This is a genomic window from Rhizobium oryziradicis, assembly GCF_001939045.1.
GTDB classification, from domain to species: Bacteria; Pseudomonadota; Alphaproteobacteria; order Rhizobiales; family Rhizobiaceae; genus Allorhizobium; species Allorhizobium oryziradicis.
Map to the genome: position 1 here is coordinate 141,426 of NZ_MKIM01000031.1, position 21,197 is coordinate 162,622.

Sequence of the window (21,197 nt, forward strand, 5' to 3'; positions counted from 1 at the left end):
CTGACTATGCGCTTTACCATTAAACTCAAACTGGCACTGGCCTTCGGTTTTGTTGTCGTCCTGCTCGTTTGCAGCTCATTCTTAGGCATTCGTAGCCTCGGGTCTCTCAACGATGCCATGGGCGATGCGCTGGAAGGTCCCGTTGATCGTTTGCGCCTTGCGCAGGTGCTTCAGCTGGAGCAGTTGCAACAGATCCGCCAGCAAAAGAACCTCTTGCTGGCTGAAACACAAGATGAGCGCGCGGGCAATATTGCCAAGAGCAAAGAGGCGCGCGCCAGCTTTGACGAGGCGTTTTCCGCAGTCACGGCAAAGGCGACGGCGGCTGGACGGGTTGTCTGGGATCGCTTGAATGCCTTGGAAACGGATTTCCGCAAGCAGGATGACCAAATTCAAAATCTGGTTCTGGCGGGCGATGGTGCCGGCGCGTTGAAACTTTCCAATGGTGAAAATCGTAAACTTGTGAATGAAATTGACAAAGCTCTCTCCGAGATCGTAGCGCTTGAACAGAGCCGTTTGCGTGATGCCGAGGCAGCCGGTGACGCTGAGTATGGCAAAACAAGCACGATGTTGATCGGCTTGTCGGCGGCGGCGTCGATTATCGCGATCATCGCGGCAATCTGGATTGTGATAAGCGTAACCAGCGGTATCAATCGCGCCGTGATTGCGGTGCGCAAAGTGTCGGATGGTGATTTGACCGAATTTGCAGAGATCCGCTCGCGCGACGAGATCGGGACCCTGTTGGAATATGTCAACACCATGGTTGAGCGCTTGCGCGGCGTTGTAGGGGATGCGCTTGCCGCATCGGACAACGTGTCGTCTGGCAGCCAGCAGTTGTCCTCTGGCTCCGAGCAATTGTCGCAAGGTGCCACCGAGCAGGCCTCCAGCACTGAAGAAGCCTCGGCTTCGATGGAAGAAATGGCCGCCAACATCCGCCAGAATGCCGACAATGCAGCGCAGACCGAAAAGATTGCCCGTCAGTCTTCCAAGGATGCCGAAGCCTCTGGCGAAGCGGTTGCCCGTGCTGTTGGTGCCATGCGCACCATTGCCGATAAAATCTCGATCGTGCAGGAAATTGCCCGCCAGACCGACCTGCTCGCTTTGAATGCGGCTGTGGAAGCAGCGCGCGCTGGCGAACATGGCAAAGGCTTTGCGGTGGTGGCCTCCGAAGTGCGCAAGCTGGCCGAACGCTCACAGGCTGCTGCTGCCGAAATCAGCACGCTGTCGGGTGAAACCGTGCAGGTGGCAACACAGGCAGGCGATATGCTGAACCGTCTGGTGCCAGATATTCGCAAGACCGCAGAACTGATTTCTGAAATCTCGGCTGCCTGCCGTGAGCAGGACATCGGGGCCAACCAGATCAATGAAGCTATTCAGCAGCTTGACAAGGTAACCCAGCAGAATGCTGGCGCTTCGGAAGAAATGTCGGCGACATCTGAAGAACTGGCCGCTCAGGCTGAAGAGCTGCAAGCGTCCATTGCCTTCTTCAAGGTTGATGGTGCGCATGAGAAAAAAGCGCCTGCTCGCTCGGCTCAGACCGGACGGGTGTCGGCCCAATCAATGACAAAGGCTCCTGCATCGAACCGCAGGCCAGCGGCTGCGCAAACGGTAAGTGCCCAACAGGCACGCGCCAAGGGGTTTGCACTCAATCTGTCCATGGGTGGCCCAGACGACGAAGACAATGATTTCCGCCAAAGCGCGTAATATTTGACAACGGATCTGGCATCTTCGGTTGTCAGATCCCCTGCGGGTGAATGAGATCGCTGCGTAGAACACTTCGGAAATTGAACAAGGTGCATTGCTTAGACCTTGGTCTTTTTTGAATGAAATAGCTCTAAATGCCGCGCGGATGGAAAATGAACAGGTGATTACACCTGTTTTCAAACCGCTTTTGCCTTCTCGACGCGAAACAATGGCCCTTTGTGGTGCCGTTTCCAGCTGAAAGGTCAGCATCCCAGCTCATATAAGTTCACTCGTATTGAAGGACATCGACCCATGCGCTTCACAATAAAGCTCAAGTTAGCGCTGACATTTGCTCTTATCATCGCCATGATGGTGGGCAGTAGCCTTTATGGAATCTCCAGCCTCAATTCGCTCAACAACGCTATAAGCGATATGATTGCCGGTCCTGCGGAGCGCCTTCGTGCCGCACAGGAAATTAGCCGGATTCAATTGCGAATTGCACGTTCCGAGATGAATATGGCAACGGCAGCGACCCTTGCTCAAGCCGAAAAATCAATGACCAACAGTGATGGTCATCGTAAAAACTTCGCTGATACTTTGACGGTTTTGATGAACACCGCAAAGACAGAAAAGGGTAAGGCCGACTGGGCGGAAGTCTCGCGTCTGGCTGACCAGATGTACAAGATTGATGACGAGGTTCGCGCGCTGGTGCGGGCTGGCAATTCCGAGGGAGCGATCAATAAAGCCCGCACCGACGGCCGCCAGGTCATGGACAAGATCGGTGACATTGTTGATGGCCGTGTCGAAGCCAGCAGAGAGCAGATGAAACAGGCCGATGCTGATACCGATATGCTTTATGACAACACGAGGACAGTGACACTCATTATTGTCGGGGTTGCGCTGGTCATTGCATCGATTACGGCGTTTTGGATTGCTCTTGGCATCAGCCGCGGTTTGCAGAAAATCCAGACTGTTGCAGAAGGTGTTGCCCGTGGCGATCTTGACCAGAAAATCGAGATCAAGACCAATGATGAAATCAAGGATCTGGTCAATACCATCAACGTCATGACGGAAAACCTGCGGAATACCGCAGCCACAGCCAATCTCATTGCAGAAGGCGATCTCTCCAAAGATATTCATCCTCTCTCGGACAAGGATGTTTTGGGGCATTCCATGCGCAATATGGTTCACAATTTACGCGAAACATCTGCGGTTGCTGATCAGATTGCATCGGGCGATCTCACGGTGTCACCCAAGCCGCGTTCAAATGTTGATACACTCGGCATCGCTTTGCAAAACATGGTTGAGCGGCTGAAGGGCGTTGTCGCCGATGCGCTGTCTGCTTCCGAGAATGTCTCGTCTGGCAGCCAGCAGTTGTCTTCCGGCTCCGAGCAATTGTCGCAAGGTGCCACCGAGCAGGCATCATCTGCCGAAGAAGCCTCGGCTTCGATGGAAGAAATGGCCGCCAATATCAAGCAGAACGCTGACAACGCCGCACAGACCGAAAAGATTGCCCGTCAGTCTTCCAAGGATGCCGAAGCCTCTGGCGAAGCGGTTGCCCGTGCTGTGGGTGCCATGCGCACCATTGCCGATAAAATCTCGATCGTGCAGGAAATTGCCCGCCAGACCGACCTGCTCGCTTTGAATGCGGCTGTGGAAGCAGCGCGCGCTGGCGAACATGGCAAGGGTTTTGCCGTGGTGGCATCTGAAGTGCGCAAGCTGGCTGAGCGTTCCCAGGCGGCGGCGGCTGAAATCAGCACGCTGTCTGGCGAAACGGTGCAGGTTGCCACTCAGGCTGGCGATATGCTGAACCGTCTGGTACCAGATATTCGCAAGACCGCGGAACTGATCTCTGAAATCTCGGCTGCCTGCCGCGAGCAGGACATCGGGGCCAACCAGATCAATGAGGCTATTCAGCAGCTTGACAAGGTAACCCAGCAGAATGCCGGCGCGTCTGAAGAAATGTCGGCAACCTCGGAAGAATTGGCGGCCCAAGCCGAAGAGCTGCAAGCATCTATAGCCTTTTTTAAGGTTGATGGAGTATCTTCTAAAAAAGCAACACCGAACAATACGAGTGTTCGAAGCCAATCACAGTCGAAGGTTGCGCCTCGTAAAGTGTCCGGTGCCCAAACGGTCAGCGCCCAGCAAAAGCGCGTGTCAGGCTTTGCTCTGGATCTGTCCATGGGCGGGCCTGACGACGAAGATAATGATTTCCGTCAAAGCGCGTAACAGGCTTTGGCACAAAGCGATGGCGGGCCAGTGGCCCGACATCACCCGACACGCATGTCTGCAAGCGCCGGGCAGTTCTACCCTTTTCTGATGAATGATGTCGTTCAGTTCTGGGCTCACTTTTGAAGCTCTTTCTAAAACGGGACAACGCTTATGCGCTTCACCATTAAAACCAAGCTGGCACTCTCTTTCGGCTTTCTCGTGGTTCTCATTGCCGTTCTTGGCATCTTCAGCCTTCTCCAAATTGGCAATGTCAATGGCAAGGCAAACGAGATTGCAACGAACTGGATGCCCAGTGTCGATGTATCCAATCGCATCAATACGATGACGTCTGACTTCCGGATTGCGGAATTGCAGCATGTGATTACGCAAGACGAAGTTGGAATGAAGCGCTGGCTCGACCAACAAAATCAATTGGCCGATTCAATTGCCAAGCTTTCAGCCAAATATGAAACGCTTATTGGTGCGCCTGAAGAGCGCACTCTGTTTGAAGCGTTCAAGACTCCTTGGGCTGAATATCTGAAGTTGCATGAAAAGGCTGTCGAACTGTCGTCGCAAAATCAAACTGAGAAAGCCATGGCTATTTACAATGGTGATGGTCTTAAAGTTTACAACGATGCCTCTAATGCGCTGCTGAGACTTGTTGAATATAACAGCAAGGGCGGCACGAAAGCAGCTGATGACGGTGTGGCAATTTACGATTTGGCCAAGATGCTGGTCGTTTCAGGAATTGCGTTTTGTGCAATTTTTGCCACTGCAATCGCCTTCTGGATCTCCCTGTCTATTGTTCGTGGTTTGAAACGCGGCACGGAACTTTCGGACGCTGTGGCAATTGGTGATCTCAACTATGAGGTTAATCACCCATCGAATGATGAGATCAAGGATCTGATCGATACCATGCAGCGCATGACATCCAACCTGCGCAACACAGCAAATATTGCCGACCAGATCGCCAATGGTGACTTGACGGTCACGCCAAAGCCGCTCTCCGACAAGGATACTTTGGGTCAGTCTCTCCAGTTGATGGTTGAGCGCCTGCGTGGTGTTGTGGGTGATGCAATTTCTGCCGGTGAGAATGTATCGTCTGGCAGTCAGCAGCTGTCTTCGGCGTCCGAGCAGGTCAGCCAGGGTGCCACCGAGCAGGCATCATCGGCCGAAGAAGCCTCGGCTTCGATGGAAGAAATGGCCGCCAATATCAAGCAGAACGCTGACAACGCAGCGCAGACCGAAAAGATTGCCCGCCAGTCTTCCAAGGATGCCGAAGCCTCTGGCGAAGCCGTTGCCCGTGCTGTTGGTGCCATGCGCACCATTGCTGAGAAAATCTCGATCGTGCAGGAAATTGCCCGCCAGACCGACCTGCTCGCTTTGAATGCGGCTGTGGAAGCAGCCCGCGCTGGCGAACATGGCAAGGGTTTTGCGGTTGTTGCTTCCGAAGTGCGCAAGCTGGCTGAACGCTCACAGGCTGCTGCTGCCGAAATCAGCACGCTTTCGGGTGAGACTGTGCAGGTGGCAACACAGGCCGGTGATATGCTGAACCGTCTGGTGCCAGATATTCGCAAGACCGCAGAACTGATCTCTGAAATCTCGGCCGCGTGCCGCGAGCAGGACATTGGTGCAAGCCAGATCAATGAAGCTATTCAGCAGCTTGACAAGGTAACCCAGCAGAATGCTGGCGCTTCGGAAGAAATGTCGGCGACATCTGAAGAACTGGCCGCTCAGGCTGAAGAGCTGCAAGCGTCTATCGCCTTCTTCAGGGTGGATCGCGCTTCCAATGCGCGTCCAACCCCGGTTAAAAAGGCCGCCCCAAGCCGCGCTGCGGCCCCGGCAAAAAAGCCAGCTCCGAAGCAATCTGTCAGCGCCCAGCAGGCACGCGCCCAGGGCTTTGCGCTCGACCTTTCCATGGGCGGGCCAGATGACGAAGATCGTCTTTTCAAGGAAAGCGCATGATATGAGTGAAAATTCCTCCGAACAGCAATTCGTGACCTTCAGCCTTGGTGAAGAGGTGTTTGCCGTGCCTGTCGCGGTGGTCCGGGAAATCCTGGACCATGAGGATGCCTTCAAGATTCCCCATGGGCCGGATTATTTGCTTGGCCTGCGCGATGTGCGTGGGCAGGGCGTTCCTGTGATTGACCTTCGTTTGAAACTCGGCATGACGGCGACGATCAAAACACCCCATACCCGCATTCTGGTAATGGATATTCCATTGGCCAACCGCTCATTGGCGGTTGGTGTGGTGGCCGACAAGGTGTTTGAGGTCATTCCGTTTCAGCTCAAGGATATTGAGCAGGCACCGGATATCGGCGTTCAATGGCGCTCTGATTATATTCACGGCGTGGTGCGCCGTGAGCAGGGCTTTGTCGTGATTATTGATCTCGCCCGATTGTTTTCTGGAGAAGAGGTTGCGCTGGACGTAACCCCGTCAAGAAAATTTGCCACAGCATGACAGGAGAATGCCAGCGTGAGTGCTTTGGCCGAAACAAGCTTTGACGATCACCGGATCAGTTCTAGAAACTTCAAACGGTTATCGAACTACATTTTTGACTATAGCGGCATCAAAATGCCGGAAGCAAAGATGACGATGCTGGAGGGGCGGCTGCGCAGACGGTTGCGGGCCACGGGCATTTCCTCGTTCGATGCCTATTGCACTTATATTTTTGATCAGGGCGGCCTTGAGGAAGAGGCCGTGCATCTGATTGATGCGGTGACAACCAACAAGACCGACTTTTTTCGCGAGCCGAATCATTTCGATTATCTCGCCAGCAAGGTGCTGCCCGCCTTTGATGCCAAGGGTGTGCGCAATCTTCGTGTGTGGAGTTCGGCCTGCTCGATTGGTGCCGAGCCTTATACGCTTGCCATGGTGATTGCGGATTATCTCGAACAGCGCAGCGGCATGGATTATCGCATTCTGGCGACCGATCTTTCTACCGATGTCTTGCAAAAGGCGCGGCGCGGCGTCTATCCGCAAGATATGCTGGAGCCGGTGCCGCGTGCCATGGCGGCGAAATATGTCATGCAATCGCGTGACAAATCGAGGAACGAGGTTCGCATTTCGCCAAAGTTGCGCGCGAACGTTGGCTTTGGCCGACTGAATCTGATGGATAACAGCTATCAGGTGGGAGAGCCGATGCATGTTATATTTTGTCGCAACGTTCTGATCTATTTTGATAAGAAGACGCAGCAACAGGTTTTGCAGCGGTTATGCGAGTGTCTGGCTGTGGGAGGCTATCTTTTCATTGGTCACTCAGAATCGATTGCGGGAATGAGTCTGCCTGTTCGGCAGCTGGCCAATACGGTGTTCAGGAAGGACTGATCGGGGATGAGGAAAAAAATCCGGGTTCTGGTTGTTGATGACTCAGCCAGCGTGCGCCAGATTCTGACTGAAGTGCTGCAATCGGATCCGGATATAGAGGTGATCGGTGCCGCACCCGATCCGTTTGTGGCAGCGCGCCGAATTGCCGAAGAAATCCCGGATGTTATCACGCTGGATGTTGAAATGCCGCGCATGGATGGCATTACCTTCTTGCGCAAGCTGATGTCGCAACGGCCTATTCCCGTGGTGATGTGCTCATCGCTGACCGAAGCCGGCAGCGAGACCCTGATGCAGGCTATGGAGGCCGGCGCAGTCGACATTATTCTCAAGCCCAAGATCGCTGCCGCAGACCATTTGGCGGAGCAGGCCGAGCGTATCTGTCAGGTGGTTAAAAGTGCGGCCCAGGCACGCCTTGGCACGCGCAAGGCAATTGCCGCAGACAGACCCGCAGGCGTGCATGAACCTGCCAAAAAACTGACCGCTGATGCAATGTTGCCGCCACCCACCGGACGTGCCATGGCCAAAACCACCGAAATGGTGGTGTGCGTGGGCGCATCCACGGGCGGCACAGAGGCGCTGCGCGAGTTTTTGGAAAAAATGCCCGCCAACTCACCCGGCATCGTCATTGTCCAGCATATGCCGGAAAAATTCACGGCAGCCTTTGCCAAGCGCTTGAACGGGTTGTGCGAAATGGAAATCAAGGAAGCCGAACATGGCGATCCGGTGCTGCGCGGCCATGTGCTGATTGCGCCGGGCGATCGCCATATGATGCTGGAGCGGCAAGGTGCGCGCTACAGTGTGGCCGTCAAGCCCGGCCCGCTGGTGTCGCGCCATCGTCCCTCTGTCGATGTGTTGTTTCGCTCGGCAGCCCGCGCCGCAGGAAGCAATGCCATGGGCGTTATCATGACCGGTATGGGTGATGATGGCGCGCGCGGCATGTTGGAAATGCATCAGGCCGGTGCCTATACCGTGGCACAGGACGAGGCAACCTGCATTGTGTTTGGCATGCCCAAAGAAGCCATCGCCCACGGCGGCGTCGATAAAACCGTGCCCTTACACCAGATCGCACCGGAAATTCTGGCAGCCGACCGGCGGCGCTAGAGTTTATCAGGGAAAAGTGGGAACCGGTTTTCGGAAAAATCCGGCTCTCAAAAGAAGAATAAAGCGCGCTTTGCTAAATCCAATGAAATGCGCCGCACTTTATCGTCTTACACAATGATGAACGAAAAACCGCCACGCAATCAGGCCTGCTTTGTCTTCTGCTGGACAATCGGGGCCTTGGGTTTTGTGGTTTGCCACACGGCGGATCGCTTCACCCCATCGGCGAAATATTGACCCCATCTCCAACCGGGCGGATACCAGCGCACAGCTCGGCATGGTTTCAGGCGTTCAAGCACCATGACAACAGATGCAAATGCCATAAGGGGCAAGTGGTGGGTGTGAACAGCAATTGGCAGCAACATCAGCGCCCAGCACGTGCCAATGCACAAGCATGCATCCCGTGCGCCATAGCGAAGACAATCACGATCAGCAGCCCAGCCAAAGACACTCAGCCTTGGCGTCCAGTGGCACAGGTTTAGAAAATGCTGTTTCCAAGGGGTTGTTTGCCAAAACATCAGAATGGAAACCGCGAAAATCCAAGATGGCACGTTCAACAGCGCGGTGGCAACCTGGATCAAGATTCCGCTGAAAACCAGCAGCGGGGCAAAGAGCAGCCAGATGCCGCAATAGCTGGATAAGAAACAGACAATTGCGCGCACACGTCGCCTCTTCATGCTCCGGTACCAGATGTGCCGAAAGGGTGGCACCAGCACCAGAGACATCATGGCAATCAGCATCAATATCCATGAAAGTGCAAGGTTCACAGGATCTGCCAGCCACAGAGCGGCTTGCAAGGCGCGCCAACTTTGATCAATCAACGCGCCGGATGCCGTAACACACAGATCTGGAACACTGTTGCTATGGCCCAAAAGGGCCATAGCAAACCAGGCAGCCAAGCTGATACTCAGCACGAGTGGCCATGGCGGCTCCGAGAGTAGAGAGCGGATGGCCTGAAATTTCAGGCTATAACGCTGCAACATTCAGGCAGACTGTTTGTAGAGGCTGATACGCTCAACTGTCACCTTGGCATCATCCGTCAGGGTGATGCGTGGCACCAGATTGACGCTGAATTCGCCCTTGTTCAAAGCGCCATTTTGCGCCAATCCAGCCACGACATTGGTGACATCCATGACTTCTGTCACCCCGGCCCCGCCATGAGCACCGTCGGGTTGTGATGCCTTGCGCACACCAAACAGGCCAATCGAGCCGCAGAACAAATCCATGCGGCCTGTGTGGTCTGCCCCTTCAGGCAGCTCCATATAAACATCAATGACAAATCCGTCCTTTGCGGCCTTGATATTTTCCAGATTGAGGAAGTATCGGTCGCGGGCAGGTTGGGCCAATTTGGCCTGGATGTTTTGGCCTGGATTGGCGGACAAAAGTGCCCTGGTCGGAGCATCGAGGGCGAGGCTCGAAGAAGACATTTTCCCTGTCACGCTCACGACAGACGCATTTGCGCCAACCAGTTCGGGTTCTTGAGATTGCGACAAAGTCTTCTCTCCAACATTGCTGGTCAGAACAGAGCTGACGGCCGTTGCAGCCACAAATTCATCATAGGTATAATCGAGGTTTGGGCTCGTCGTATCAAGCATGTCTTTGGGCGCGTAGTAATAGGCGCTGCCATCAACGTTTGGCACAACAAACTTTCTGTCTTGCGGGCCGTTGAGCCAAGCAGGGTCAGTCGGGTTGGTATGCGTCGCACTCGACTTGTTCCACACATCCCAGAGCCGATCGATGTTGGCATGGTGCAGCCAGAAAATCGGATCAAGACCGGCAATATCGGGATCAGCCATCAAGCCCGGCCCGGCATCATTTTGGCCGCCAATGTCCACATGGACAATGTTATGCGGCTTGCTTTCCAGCTCTCCAGTCTGGATGCCGTTGTGCGAGAAGCCAGTTTTGCCGCCGCCCAGCCCTGCACTGGCACCCACTTTCAAGCCGACAAATTGGGTGGCAGACAAAGCGCCCAAGGTCACATCGCTCGCGGGCAAGACAATTGGCGTTGAGCCCAGACCATAGCGCTGCGCCACATAAAGCGGATTTGGGCTTCCGTCTGGCATGTTGGTGGCCGAGAAGGCAGGCGGCAGCAGCAGAGCCTGCGGGTTTTTCTGGTCGCTGTAGTTCCAGTAAGGCATGGCCCAGTCCTTGGGGCCGCCCGCCTTGACAATCTCTGCGCGCACCAGACCCTCGATCGACCAAACATAGCCGCGATGCCATGGCAGAAAATACCAGCTGCCGTGCTGGCACTGGTTCCAATAAAGCTGCTGCTCGGCTGAAGACGGAAGCGGCTCGCCAGGCGTATAGTAACCGTATTGCTCCCAAAGGCTGCCGTCAGAACTTGTAATATCAATCCCGTGAATAGCCGCCATAAAACGCCAGCTGGTATTGTCGTTCAGCCCTCTTTTCTGCAAGGCAGAAACGCCGATTGCATACCAATACAGCAACGGATCATCAAAACCGCCGCCATTTGCCCATACACTTTTGCGAATATATACCACGTCATTCCCCCCGAAAGATTCGTTGCGCCAGCGGATACCTGAAGACTGAAAGTGTTCAGCCAAGTTTCGAAATGAACTACAATTAAAAGAGACAATGCAAAAAATTACTATCTTTGATTGTTTTTACAATCAAGAGGGTGTTTTAAGAATTTTAAAATAAACGCATAAGGCGATTTTTATCTGTCAGAAAACCTGTTTTCTGTTCGCGATCGTTTGCAGAATGGGTTTGAAAAGAGCGCAGAAATTCTGATCCGGCATGCTCCACCAAAGACCGTCACCGGGCCGCTTCCTTCAGATTTTGATCGATGTTTTTGCGGGCATGCGATATTTAATGGATCCCTCATAACCACTGATTAACCATGTTGGCGCACAATGACTTTGCCCGATGAGACTCTGATGAGACTGGGCCTTGGTGAGCGATGCGTGGCTCTTGTGCTGGTTTTCTGAGGTTGCTCCATGTCCATTATCACGTTTGCCAACACCAAGGGCGGTGCCGGAAAAACCACAGCGGTTTTGTTGCTGGCCACCGAGTTGATGCGGCGCGGATATCGGGTTTCGGTGATTGATACGGATCCGCAGCGCTGGATTTCGCGCTGGTTTGAAGGTGCAGAACCAAGCACGGATTTGCGGGTTGCCACCTATGTGTCGGTCAACTCCCTTCAGCGCACCATTGAAGCCTATCGCGACACATCGGATTACGTGATTGTTGATTTGCCCGGCGCGCAATCGCCGCTTTTGGCCACGGCCCTTGGCCTGTCAAACCACGTGCTCATTCCCATTCAGGGCAGCGCCATGGATGCGCAAGGCGGCGCGCAAGTGATTGAGCTTTTGCAATATCTCTACACCAAGGGCAATATTCGCATTCCGCATTCTGTGGTGCTCTCGCGTGTCAACTCGCTGGTGACAACGCGGGCCTTGAAGGCGGTGAAAGCTTTGCTGGCCGAGCGGCATGTGCGGGTGCTGGACACGCCCATTATCGAGCGCGCTGCCTATCGCGATATGTTCGAGTTTCGCACCTGCCTGCACCGGCTTGATCCGGAACGGGTGAGCAACCTCGACAAAGCCGTGGCCAATGCCGAGCGCTACGCCGATGAGGTGGAAATGCTGGTGCCGGTTTTTAAAATGCCGGTGGCGGACAACATCGACCACCGGATTTTCACAAATCATCCGATTTTGCGGAGAGCTTAGAGTTTGTCAGGGAAAAGTGGAATCCGGTTTTCCCGAAGAGACAAACGAAAACAAGGGAATCGAGAGTTTGTCTGGTTCAATTTGAACCTGACAAACTCTCGCGCTTATCCTACCAGATGTTTGAAGCTGGCCACCACTTGCTCGTAAACCCCGCGCTTGAAGGGCACGATCAGGTCTGGCAAGTCCTGCATGGGCTTCCATTGCCATTCGTCAAATTCGGCATGTTCAGTGGTGGGTGGCGGATTGATCTGAATTTCGCTTTCATCGCCTTCAAAGCGAAAAGCAAACCAGCGCTGGGTCTGGCCGCGATATTTGCCTCTGAGACCAATGCCGATCAGCTGTGGCGGCAGATCGTAATTGATCCACTCCGGGGCTTCTGCCAGAAGAGTGACGGTTTTCATGCCGGTTTCTTCGTAAAGCTCGCGATAGGCGGCGGCTTTGGGATCTTCCCCCGCATCAATGCCGCCTTGCGGCATCTGCCACAGTTGCGGTGAGCCATCATATTCCGAATTCAGCAAGGGAATGCGCCGTCCGGCCCACACTAAGCCGGCATGATTGAGCACCATAATGCCAACACAGGGGCGGTAGGGCAGGTCTTCTGCTTTGATCACAGGTTGGGTCACGGTGTCCTCATCGTTTATGGCAGGGTCTATTGCTGGTTTTCAAGAGCAAGGGCAGAGAGGCCGACGATTTCGATACCACGGCTTTTTGCCTCGCGCACCCACTCCGCAATGGTGGTCACACTTTCATCAAAGGCCGAGGCAACGCCAATGGCAGTGCCATTGCGCTTGGCAATGCGTTCCAACTCGTCAAGACGTTTCAAAATCGCGTCTCGTTGCAACTGGTCATCCAGCTGCAAATCGGCGACCGAGTAAGGCATGTTCATGGCTTTTGCGAATTTTCCGCTCAAGGATTGCGCCGATGAGCCGTCATCGAGAAACAACAGGCCCCGATCTGAAATATCACGCATCACCGGCTCCAGCGCATTGGTATCCGACAAAAAGCGCGCACCCATATAATTCATGATGCCGGTGTAATTGGTGATACTGGCCATGGCCTTATGCAAGAGCGCCAGGTTTTTGGCGCTGGATTGATCCGCCAAAAGCGTATCGCGCCCCGGATTGTTTGCCGGGTAACCAAGGGGCTCCAGCGGCATTTGCAGCAGAATTTCGTGGCCTGCGCGCCTTGCATCCTGCATCCAGCGTTGCAGGCTGTTGCCGCTGGCAGCAAAGCCAAGGGTGATCTCTTCCGGCAAGAGCTTGATGGCCTTTTGCGTGCCAGTCTGGCTTAACCCGAGGCCGCTGACAACGATGGCAATGCGCGTGCCATGCGCGCCTGACCATGGCCGTGCATATTGCTCAACCGGGCGCAAGCCATCCGGCCCTATCACCGGAATTCTGCCTTCAGGACTGTCTTGCAACAGCGCGGGATTAGGGGTTGCCGCCATGCGGGCATCCTGACCGATATGGGACGCGCTGATCAAAGCAGGACCTGAGCCATCGCGTGAGGCCGGCGAATATTGGGTGACAACCGAGCCATCCGGCATGGTGCTGCGTTCAACAATGGCACCCGATGTGGGCGAGCGGGTTTCCAGATGCGGCGGCGGGGCGGCGACTGCTGCGTCTACCGGCTTGGGGGGCGCTTGGGCCACCTGTGGCAAGGGCGCATTCAAAGGTAAAGGCGTGAGGGCGGTATAGAAGGACAGGCCAAGAATGACCAAAACGCTGACAACACCAACACTCGCAGGACCGAGACCGGAACCCCCAAGCCCGTTGCGCCTTTTGGTGCGCGGCTTTTTGCGGTTCTGGCCCAAGGGGGCGTGCAGATCATTGCCCAAATCACTGCCTTTCAGCGAATCAACGGAGCGGAGTGCTTTGCGATATACAGGAGGGGTGCGTTTGCCGCCATCCCTTGCCAGAGTTTGTCAGGGAAACGTGGATCGCGCTTTTCCCGAAAAGACAAACGAAAACAAAGAATTTTAGAGCCGGATATTAACAACCAGCCCGCAAAGAAAAATGCCGACCCTTGGGCCGGCATTTTTGAAGTCGATCAGTTTTTCTTGGCGTTTTCCAACACAACCTTGCTTGGATCCGGCGGGAAAGACGGATCTTTCTTCACGCCGCGCAACAGGTCCAGCGCATAGTTGAGCTGCACATCGTCCTTCGGATCCGGCGGTACGTAGGCAACAGAGCCAGAGCCTTCTTCGGTTTCGCTTTGGCCCTGAATGTGGCCCGGCAGCGCCGATTCACCCTCTGGCTTCAGCTTGCCCTTCAGATCGGCAGGCAATGGCTCTTCCACGGTGATATCTGGATGAATGCCCGTGCCCTGAATGGATCTGCCAGACGGCGTGTAATAGAGCGCCGTTGTCAGGCGCAGAGCACCCTTGTCACCCATCGGGATGATGGTCTGCACAGACCCCTTGCCGAAGCTGCGGGTGCCGACCACGGTTGCCCGCTTCAGATCCTGCAACGCACCGGCGACGATTTCCGAGGCCGAAGCAGAACCACCGTTGACCAGGACGATCAAAGGCTTGCCATCGGTCAGATCACCCGGTGTTGCGTTAAAGCGGCGGGTATCTTCCGGATCGCGCGAACGGGTGGAAACAATCTCGCCCTTTTGCAGGAAGGCGTCAGACACATAGATGGCCTGATCCAGCAAACCGCCCGGATTGAGGCGAAGGTCGAGAACAAAGCCCTTCAGCTTGTCGTCTGGAACCTGCTTCTTGATCTTGGCAATGGCGGCCTGCAAATCGTCAAAGGTCTTCTCGGTAAACGAGATGACGCGGAGGTAACCCACATCGCCATCAACCCGCGACTTCACAGCCCGGATTGGAATCACTTCGCGCTTTACACTCAGCTCAATCGGCTTGTCCACGCCTTTGCGCAAAATGGTCAGCTTGATCGAGGTTCCAACCGCGCCACGCATTTTGTCAACGGCAGCGCTCAGCTTCATGCCGCGCACGGCCTGGCCGTTGATTTCAGAAATATAATCGCCAGCCAGAATGCCAGCCTTGGCACCGGGCGTGTCATCAATCGGGGTGATGACCTTGATCAGTTCGTTTTCCATCGTCACTTCAATGCCGATGCCACCGAACTCACCCTTTGTCTGGGTCTGCATGTCGGCAGCTTCCTGCGCGTTCATGTAGCTGGAGTGAGGGTCGAGCGACGACAGCATGCCGTTGATGGCAGCTTCGATCAGCTTCTTCTCATCGGGAGGTGTCACATACTGGGCGCGGACGCGCTCAAACACGTCTCCAAAAATCGCCAGTTCTTTATAGGTGGATGTACCCGCCGCTTGGGCTGGAACGCCTGCCGAATAAACAACGCTCATGGCTGTTGCGCCCATCAGCGCGCCCACGAGCATTAGAGAAGCCCTACGTATCATTGCGTACCTTTCCGGCGTCCTTCGCCCACCATGGTCGGGAATCAACCGAGTTGCCGTCTTTTCTAAATTCTATGTAAAGCGTTGGGCGATTTGTTTCCAGCGAGAAAGCAGCCGCACTCGCAACTCTCTTATCTCCCATAGCACCAATTGGTTCACCAGACAGCACGAATTGGCCTGCGTGAACATTCACCGCATCCATTCCGGACAAAACTATGTGATAACCACTGCCTGGATTGAGAATAACCATTTTCCCGTAACTGCGAAACTGTCCCGCATACACCACTGTGCCGTCAGCGGGCGCTGTGACCACCGCTGCTGGTGCCGTTGCAACAACAATGCCCTTGGCATCGTGTCCGGTGCCATCAGGATCGCCAAATGTCCGCAAGACATCTCCAGCAGCTGGCAATTCCAGCTTTGCTTTCAGCTCATCAAACGCAAATGCAGGTGCAATGCGGTTTTTATCGGGCGGTGTGTTCTGCGCCTGTGCGCGCTCGGCATCGGTCATTTGCGCCCGCTTCTGGTCTTCCAGCTTTGATTGTTCCGTGGCGTTTCGCACCGATGCCACCTGGTTTTCCAGCGAGGAAATGAAGCCCTGCAATGACGCCGATTTTTGCGCAAGCTCTTGCGAACGCTGCAATTCGTTTTGCAATTGCGCCGAATTTCGCTCGCTCAGTTTGGCATTTTCATCCAAAAGCAGCGCCATGCGGCTTTCTTCTTCCTGCCGGCTTTGCAGGCTGGCCATCATCTGCTCGCGCTCGCCCTGGCTGGCTTTTCGCAGATTGGCCAATTCCTGCAGGTCATTGGCCAGCTTTTCGGTTTCCTTGCGCATGCCGGGCACCACGGCCCCCAGAAGAATGGCGGTGCGCACAGCCCCCAGCGCATCCTCTGGCTTGACCAGCAAAGCGGGTGGCGGATTGCGCCCCATGCGCTCAAGCGCGCCTAACACTTCCGCCAGAACGCCACGCCTAGCCCGAAAGGATTTGCGAATAACATCTTCGCGCACGCCAAAATCAGCCAATCTGCGCTCACTGTCGGTGATCTTTTGCTCCAGATCCTTGCGGCGTGCGGCCGAGTCAATCAGCGCCTGACGCAAAGACGCGCTGCTTTTGTCGAGCGCGTCAATGCTCTGGCGCAATTGCTCTGCCTTGTCCGTCGACAGCTTGATCGATTGCGAAAGATCCTGCAGCTCTTTCGTCACCTCATCGCGCTTGGCCTTCAAAGCCGCAGCTTTATCAGCTGCAGATTGCGGGGCGTCGTCTGGCGCTTGCGTGGTCGGCGCTTCAGAAGGTGGGGCTGGCGGTGGGCTTTCCTGGGCAAGGACTGAGGCAATGCTCGAAAAACACAAAAGCGCTGCTGCGCTGAGCGACATCGCCGATTGCGTCAGACGCTCGCCCGTCTTTTTCCGTAACATCAAATTCCAGATCGCCCTAAAGCATGCCGCGTTTCATTGTCTTCAATGAAACGATAACGTCCATGCGATAAAATAAGACATAAAGCGGGTCGCCGTGAATGCTGTGATCTGCGACCCGCTTTAATGGTTTCAACGCAATCTAACTGATTTGCGATCAGGGGAAAAGTCCGGTTCTGCGCGATGGAAGATGCACCTATTCCTCTTTCAGAGGCAACGATCAGCCAGAGAAATGGGCGTTGAGGTTATGAAAACACCTGTACCAAATTGCGGCCACTTTGTTTGGCGCGATACATTGCCAGATCTGCGGCCTTGAACAGATCGCCGGCTGTTTTTCCATGATCTGGAAAATAGGCAATGCCAATGCTGCAGTGTGTGTGAAGCTCGGCGTTGTCCATCAAAGGTGCCTGCGCAACAGTTTTGCGGATGCGCTCAAAAACATCTTCGAAACGCGCATCGCTTTCGTGCAGAACAACGATAAATTCGTCGCCGCCAATGCGCGCCACCATGCCGTTTTGCGCAACAATTTGTGAAATCCGCGCAGCTGTTGCCTTGAGAAGTTCATCGCCAACCGCATGGCCTAAGGTATCGTTGACCTGTTTGAAATTGTCGATATCGATAAAGCCAACCGCCAGCGTCTGGGCGGTGCAGGTGGCAGAGGCAAGCAGGTCCGGCATTCTGGCTTCAATTGCGCTGCGGTTCATCACCCCCGTCAAAGCATCGTGGTCAATGAGAAAGCGGATGCGCTCCTCGGCCTTGCGTCGATCAATGGCAATGCCCGCCATATGGCTGGCACCCGCCAGAAATTCTATCAGGCTTTTGCTCAGCGCGTTTTGGGCGAACACGCCAACCAGACCTTGATTTTGGCCACTCGCAGACGAAATCTCGAAGCAATGAAAATGATCCTGGTTTGATGCCAGATCAAACATGGCCTCGCAAATAAGCTCCGGCGATGCAGACGACAGCGCCTCGGACAGGCGCTTGGGCAAGCGGGAAAGGCTGGGAGCTTCATACATTGGTGGGTGATTGTCAGGCGAGAAAATAACCGTGGCGCAGCTGATGCCTTCAGATAGCCCCTCAATCAATGCGGCCAATTCCTTCATCAGCAGGGAAATGTCGATGGAATCGACAATCATCCCCAGAATACGGTTTTGCGCCAGCATCAGTCGCTCCGACGCCTTTCGTGCCGAAATATCCCGCGATGTGCCGACAACGCCAATGATGGTACCGCTGCTGTCTCTGAGTGGCACACGGGACATCATCAGCCAGCGATCGCCCCCGACCATTGCCGGTTCTTCAAAACCGAGATCCGGCTCGCCGGTTTCAATAACCCGCTGCTCTATTTCGGCTATGCGCGCATTTTCAGCCGCTTTGCCATGCAGATCAAAATCGGTCAGTCCAATGATGTCATCGATGCAGGAAAGGCCATTGTTTTCAAGAATAGCCTGATTGGCATATAGAAAACGCCCCTCGCGATCCTTGGCGTAGATAAAATCGGGAATGTGATTGACCATTGCGTCGAGCCACAAATAACGCTCTTTCAGCTCTGCGAGCGAATAGATTATCTGAGGATCGCGATGCCATATGTTCACGTTATTGGGGCACTTCTCGCCTTGAAATGAAGTCTCAGTGGGTGTGTCATCCATGGAAACGATATTTTTCACAATGAAGATACTCCAAAGTAGCCTTAAAACACTATTCAGAATGCGTTATATTTCGATGAACGGCTTCATTTTGACGACGATGAAAACGGTCTGTCTTTGCTACCCTCTCGTCTTTTGAGAGTGCTTCGAGCGCATGTAGACTTATTTTATTAACAAAGATGGGAGAATATTCGAATATTCCACATAAGTGCTGCGTCTTATGCAGCGGTCCCAAATCTCACTGAACTATAGCTCAACTTTAATTTGTTATTAGAGATAATGAAATTGGATTTTTTGCATTCGACCAAAATAATCCCCGGTCAATGTTGATCTTTTTCCCCTTGCGCGGCGCGCTTCGAGCAACCGGCTCACGGAGCGTTTGCCATCTGACGGCAAGAATAAGCCGGGAGCGTCAAGGCAAAAGCAACCATAGGGGGATTTTTAAGGTCGAAATAACCTCAAACAGCAGGATTTATCGCTGATTGCGGCGTTTGGGCTAGACTCACCCCTCGCGTGAGCCTAGTCAACCGGTATCTCTGATTGGGTTGAGGTGGCGCATGAGCGATGCGACACGCGATTCCGTCTGGCAAACACAAAATAATAAGGACAAGACATGATCGAACTCACGCCAACACAGATCCGCGGGCTGAAACTTGCGAAAGACGGTGATTTGTTTCCGCAGGCTGCCAAGAAGTGGACGCATCTCAATGCCGAGGTGACTTACTCCAAGACGGACCGTTTCAAAGAACGCCCGCAGAAAATCAAGTTTCTGACCACAACCACCATGAACGAATTGACAGAGCTTGGCCTGATTGAGCGCAACAATGTCGAAGATGATGCCGATCAGGATCCGCGTAAGATCACCATGGCTGGCAAAATGTGGCTGTTGCAAAACAAATAAGCCTGCAAGAGATGTGATTGGTTTGTCGCCACGGCCCAAAGCCATTTTCTGGCGACAGACACTGCCGGCCCACCACTGCCGCGCATGAGACAAAACCCGCCACGAAAATTGAGACAAATGCGCGATCTCGTGCCATAAGGGCGCGCGAAACCTTATGCGCATTCGCAAGACATGCTTTAAGCCCGGGCCGAATTTGACATGATCCGCATTGAAAATATCTCCAAGCAGAACAGCCATCGGCTTCTGTTTATCGAAGCCTCTGCAGCCCTGAACAAGGGCGAGAAAATCGGCCTCGTCGGTCCCAACGGGGCCGGTAAAACCACGCTGTTTCGCATGATCACCGGTGAGGAACTGCCCGATGAAGGGCAGGTGTCCACTGAGAAAAATGTCAGCATCGGCTATTTCAATCAGGATGTCGGCGAAATGGCCGGGCGCTCGGCTGTGGCCGAAGTGATGGAAGGTGCTGGCCCTGTCAGCACCGTTGCAGCTGAGCTTCGCGAACTGGAAGCTGCCATGTCCGATCCGGACCGCATGGATGAGATGGACGCCATCATTGAGCGCTACGGCGAAGTGCAGGCCCGTTATGAAGAGCTGGATGGTTATGCACTGGAAGGCCGCGCCCGCGAAGTGCTGGCAGGCCTGAGTTTCTCGCAAGAGATGATGGATGGTGATGTTGGCAAGCTGTCTGGCGGCTGGAAAATGCGCGTGGCTCTGGCCCGTATTCTCCTGATGCGGCCCGATGTGATGCTGCTTGACGAGCCAAGCAACCACTTGGATCTCGAAAGCTTGATCTGGCTGGAAGACTTTTTGAAAAACTATGATGGCGCGCTGCTCATGACCTCGCATGACCGCGAATTCATGAACCGTATTGTCACCAAGATTATTGAAATCGATAGCGGTTCGCTGAACAGCTATTCCGGCGATTATGCTTTCTATGAAGGCCAGCGCGCCCTGAATGAAAAGCACCAGCAATCGCAGTTTGAACGTCAGCAGGCCATGCTGGCCAAGGAAATCAAGTTTATCGAGCGGTTCAAGGCGCGCGCGTCCCACGCAGCCCAGGTGCAAAGCCGGGTGAAAAAGCTGGACAAGATCGATCGCGTAGAGCCGCCGCGCCGTCGCCAGACAGTGGCGTTCGATTTTCTCCCGGCTCCGCGCTCCGGCGATGATGTGATCAATATCAAGAATGTCCATAAATCCTATGGCAGCCGGGTGATTTATGAGGGGCTTGATTTCATGGTCAAGCGCCGCGAGCGCTGGTGTATCATGGGCATCAATGGTGCCGGCAAATCCACGCTGCTCAAGTTGGTGGCTGGCACCACCCAGCCCGATGAAGGCAGTGTGGCCATCGGTGCCAGCGTCAAGATGGGCTATTTCGCCCAGCATGCCATGGACGTTCTCGATGGTGACAGCACCGTGCTGCAATGGCTGGAAGAAAGCTTTCCCAAAGCCGGTCAATCGCCGCTTCGCGCCTTGGCGGGCTGCTTTGGCTTTTCCGGCGATGATGTGGAAAAGCGCTGCCGGGTGCTCTCAGGGGGCGAGAAAGCGCGGCTGGTGATGGCCGCGATGCTGTTCGATCCACCAAATCTGCTGGTGCTGGACGAACCGACCAACCATCTTGACCTTGATACCAAGGAAATGCTGATCAAGGCGCTCTCCGCCTATGAGGGTACCATGCTGTTCGTTAGCCATGACCGCCATTTCCTCGGCGCGCTGTCCAACCGGGTGCTGGAGTTGACGCCGGATGGCGTGCATCAATATGGCGGCGGCTATCTCGAATATGTCGAGCGCACCGGACAGGAAGCGCCGGGCCTGCATAGCTGATCTGAGTGAAAGATGTAAAAAAGGGCGCGGAGAG

15 protein-coding genes and 2 pseudogenes are annotated in these 21,197 nt (G+C 54.5%); 10 read left to right on the forward strand and 7 right to left on the reverse strand.

The features are described 5' to 3' along the window. Positions 1–6: 6 nt before the first annotated feature. From BJF95_RS20550 to BJF95_RS20575, 7 genes and pseudogenes are all read left to right on the forward strand, one after another. Complete coding sequence (locus BJF95_RS20550) at positions 7–1,701, forward strand: methyl-accepting chemotaxis protein (protein ID WP_075641356.1); 1,695 nt, start codon at positions 7–9, stop codon at positions 1,699–1,701. 291 nt (positions 1,702–1,992) lie between these two features. After that, complete coding sequence (locus BJF95_RS20555; RefSeq protein ID WP_075641357.1) at positions 1,993–3,909, forward strand: methyl-accepting chemotaxis protein; 1,917 nt, start codon at positions 1,993–1,995, stop codon at positions 3,907–3,909. 153 nt (positions 3,910–4,062) lie between these two features. Further along, positions 4,063–4,593, forward strand: a pseudogene (locus BJF95_RS24705) (MCP four helix bundle domain-containing protein); the annotation flags it as partial. A gap of 72 nt (positions 4,594–4,665) precedes the next feature. Beyond that, positions 4,666–5,856 (forward strand): annotated as a pseudogene (locus BJF95_RS20560) (methyl-accepting chemotaxis protein); the annotation flags it as partial. Position 5,857: 1 nt separating this feature from the next. Further along, positions 5,858–6,352, forward strand: coding sequence for a chemotaxis protein CheW (locus BJF95_RS20565; RefSeq protein WP_075641359.1), 495 nt, complete (start codon positions 5,858–5,860; stop codon positions 6,350–6,352). 15 nt (positions 6,353–6,367) lie between these two features. After that, positions 6,368–7,219 carry a CheR family methyltransferase gene (locus BJF95_RS20570; protein WP_075641360.1) on the forward strand — a complete coding sequence of 284 codons (852 nt, stop codon included), beginning with the start codon at positions 6,368–6,370 and terminating at the stop codon, positions 7,217–7,219. 6 nt (positions 7,220–7,225) lie between these two features. Continuing rightward, positions 7,226–8,320 carry a protein-glutamate methylesterase/protein-glutamine glutaminase gene (locus BJF95_RS20575; RefSeq protein WP_075641361.1) on the forward strand — a complete coding sequence of 365 codons (1,095 nt, stop codon included), beginning with the start codon at positions 7,226–7,228 and terminating at the stop codon, positions 8,318–8,320. Positions 8,321–8,460: 140 nt separating this feature from the next. Here the strand turns inward: BJF95_RS20575 and BJF95_RS20580 are convergent, their stop codons facing one another. Further along, a complete protein-coding gene (locus tag BJF95_RS20580) occupies positions 8,461–9,300 on the reverse strand; it encodes a copper chaperone (RefSeq protein ID WP_075641362.1) in 840 nt (279 codons plus the stop codon). Continuing rightward, positions 9,301–10,818 carry a tyrosinase family protein gene (locus BJF95_RS20585; protein ID WP_075641363.1) on the reverse strand — a complete coding sequence of 506 codons (1,518 nt, stop codon included), beginning with the start codon at positions 10,816–10,818 and terminating at the stop codon, positions 9,301–9,303. A 456-nt stretch (positions 10,819–11,274) separates the two neighbouring features. Between BJF95_RS20585 and BJF95_RS20590 the strand changes: the two genes are divergently transcribed. Continuing rightward, the gene (locus BJF95_RS20590) at positions 11,275–12,006 is read left to right on the forward strand and encodes a ParA family protein (protein WP_075641364.1); all 732 of its coding nucleotides are present in this window, start codon (positions 11,275–11,277) and stop codon (positions 12,004–12,006) included. A gap of 104 nt (positions 12,007–12,110) precedes the next feature. Here BJF95_RS20590 and BJF95_RS20595 read toward each other — a convergent pair whose 3' ends face one another. The 5 genes from BJF95_RS20595 to BJF95_RS20620 form a co-directional block, all read right to left on the reverse strand. Continuing rightward, complete coding sequence (locus tag BJF95_RS20595; protein WP_075641365.1) at positions 12,111–12,629, reverse strand: RNA pyrophosphohydrolase; 519 nt, start codon at positions 12,627–12,629, stop codon at positions 12,111–12,113. A gap of 26 nt (positions 12,630–12,655) precedes the next feature. Beyond that, on the reverse strand, positions 12,656–13,843 hold the full coding sequence (locus BJF95_RS20600) for a divergent polysaccharide deacetylase family protein (protein ID WP_075641366.1): 1,188 nt from the start codon (positions 13,841–13,843) through the stop codon (positions 12,656–12,658). 212 nt (positions 13,844–14,055) lie between these two features. Then, positions 14,056–15,390 carry a S41 family peptidase gene (locus BJF95_RS20610; protein ID WP_075641368.1) on the reverse strand — a complete coding sequence of 445 codons (1,335 nt, stop codon included), beginning with the start codon at positions 15,388–15,390 and terminating at the stop codon, positions 14,056–14,058. Beyond that, entirely contained in the window at positions 15,380–16,801 is a 1,422-nt protein-coding gene (locus tag BJF95_RS20615) for a murein hydrolase activator EnvC family protein (protein ID WP_075641369.1), read from the reverse strand. The genes BJF95_RS20610 and BJF95_RS20615 overlap by 11 nt, the downstream gene beginning before the upstream one ends. A gap of 242 nt (positions 16,802–17,043) precedes the next feature. Next, positions 17,044–18,462 (reverse strand): sensor domain-containing protein, encoded by a 1,419-nt coding sequence (locus tag BJF95_RS20620; RefSeq protein WP_245297390.1) that lies wholly within the window; start codon positions 18,460–18,462, stop codon positions 17,044–17,046. 592 nt (positions 18,463–19,054) lie between these two features. Between BJF95_RS20620 and BJF95_RS20625 the strand changes: the two genes are divergently transcribed. Then, positions 19,055–19,342: a hypothetical protein gene (locus tag BJF95_RS20625; RefSeq protein ID WP_075641371.1), complete on the forward strand. Its 288-nt coding sequence runs from the start codon at positions 19,055–19,057 to the stop codon at positions 19,340–19,342. A gap of 198 nt (positions 19,343–19,540) precedes the next feature. After that, complete coding sequence (locus tag BJF95_RS20630; protein WP_075641372.1) at positions 19,541–21,163, forward strand: ABC-F family ATP-binding cassette domain-containing protein; 1,623 nt, start codon at positions 19,541–19,543, stop codon at positions 21,161–21,163. Positions 21,164–21,197 lie beyond the last annotated feature (34 nt).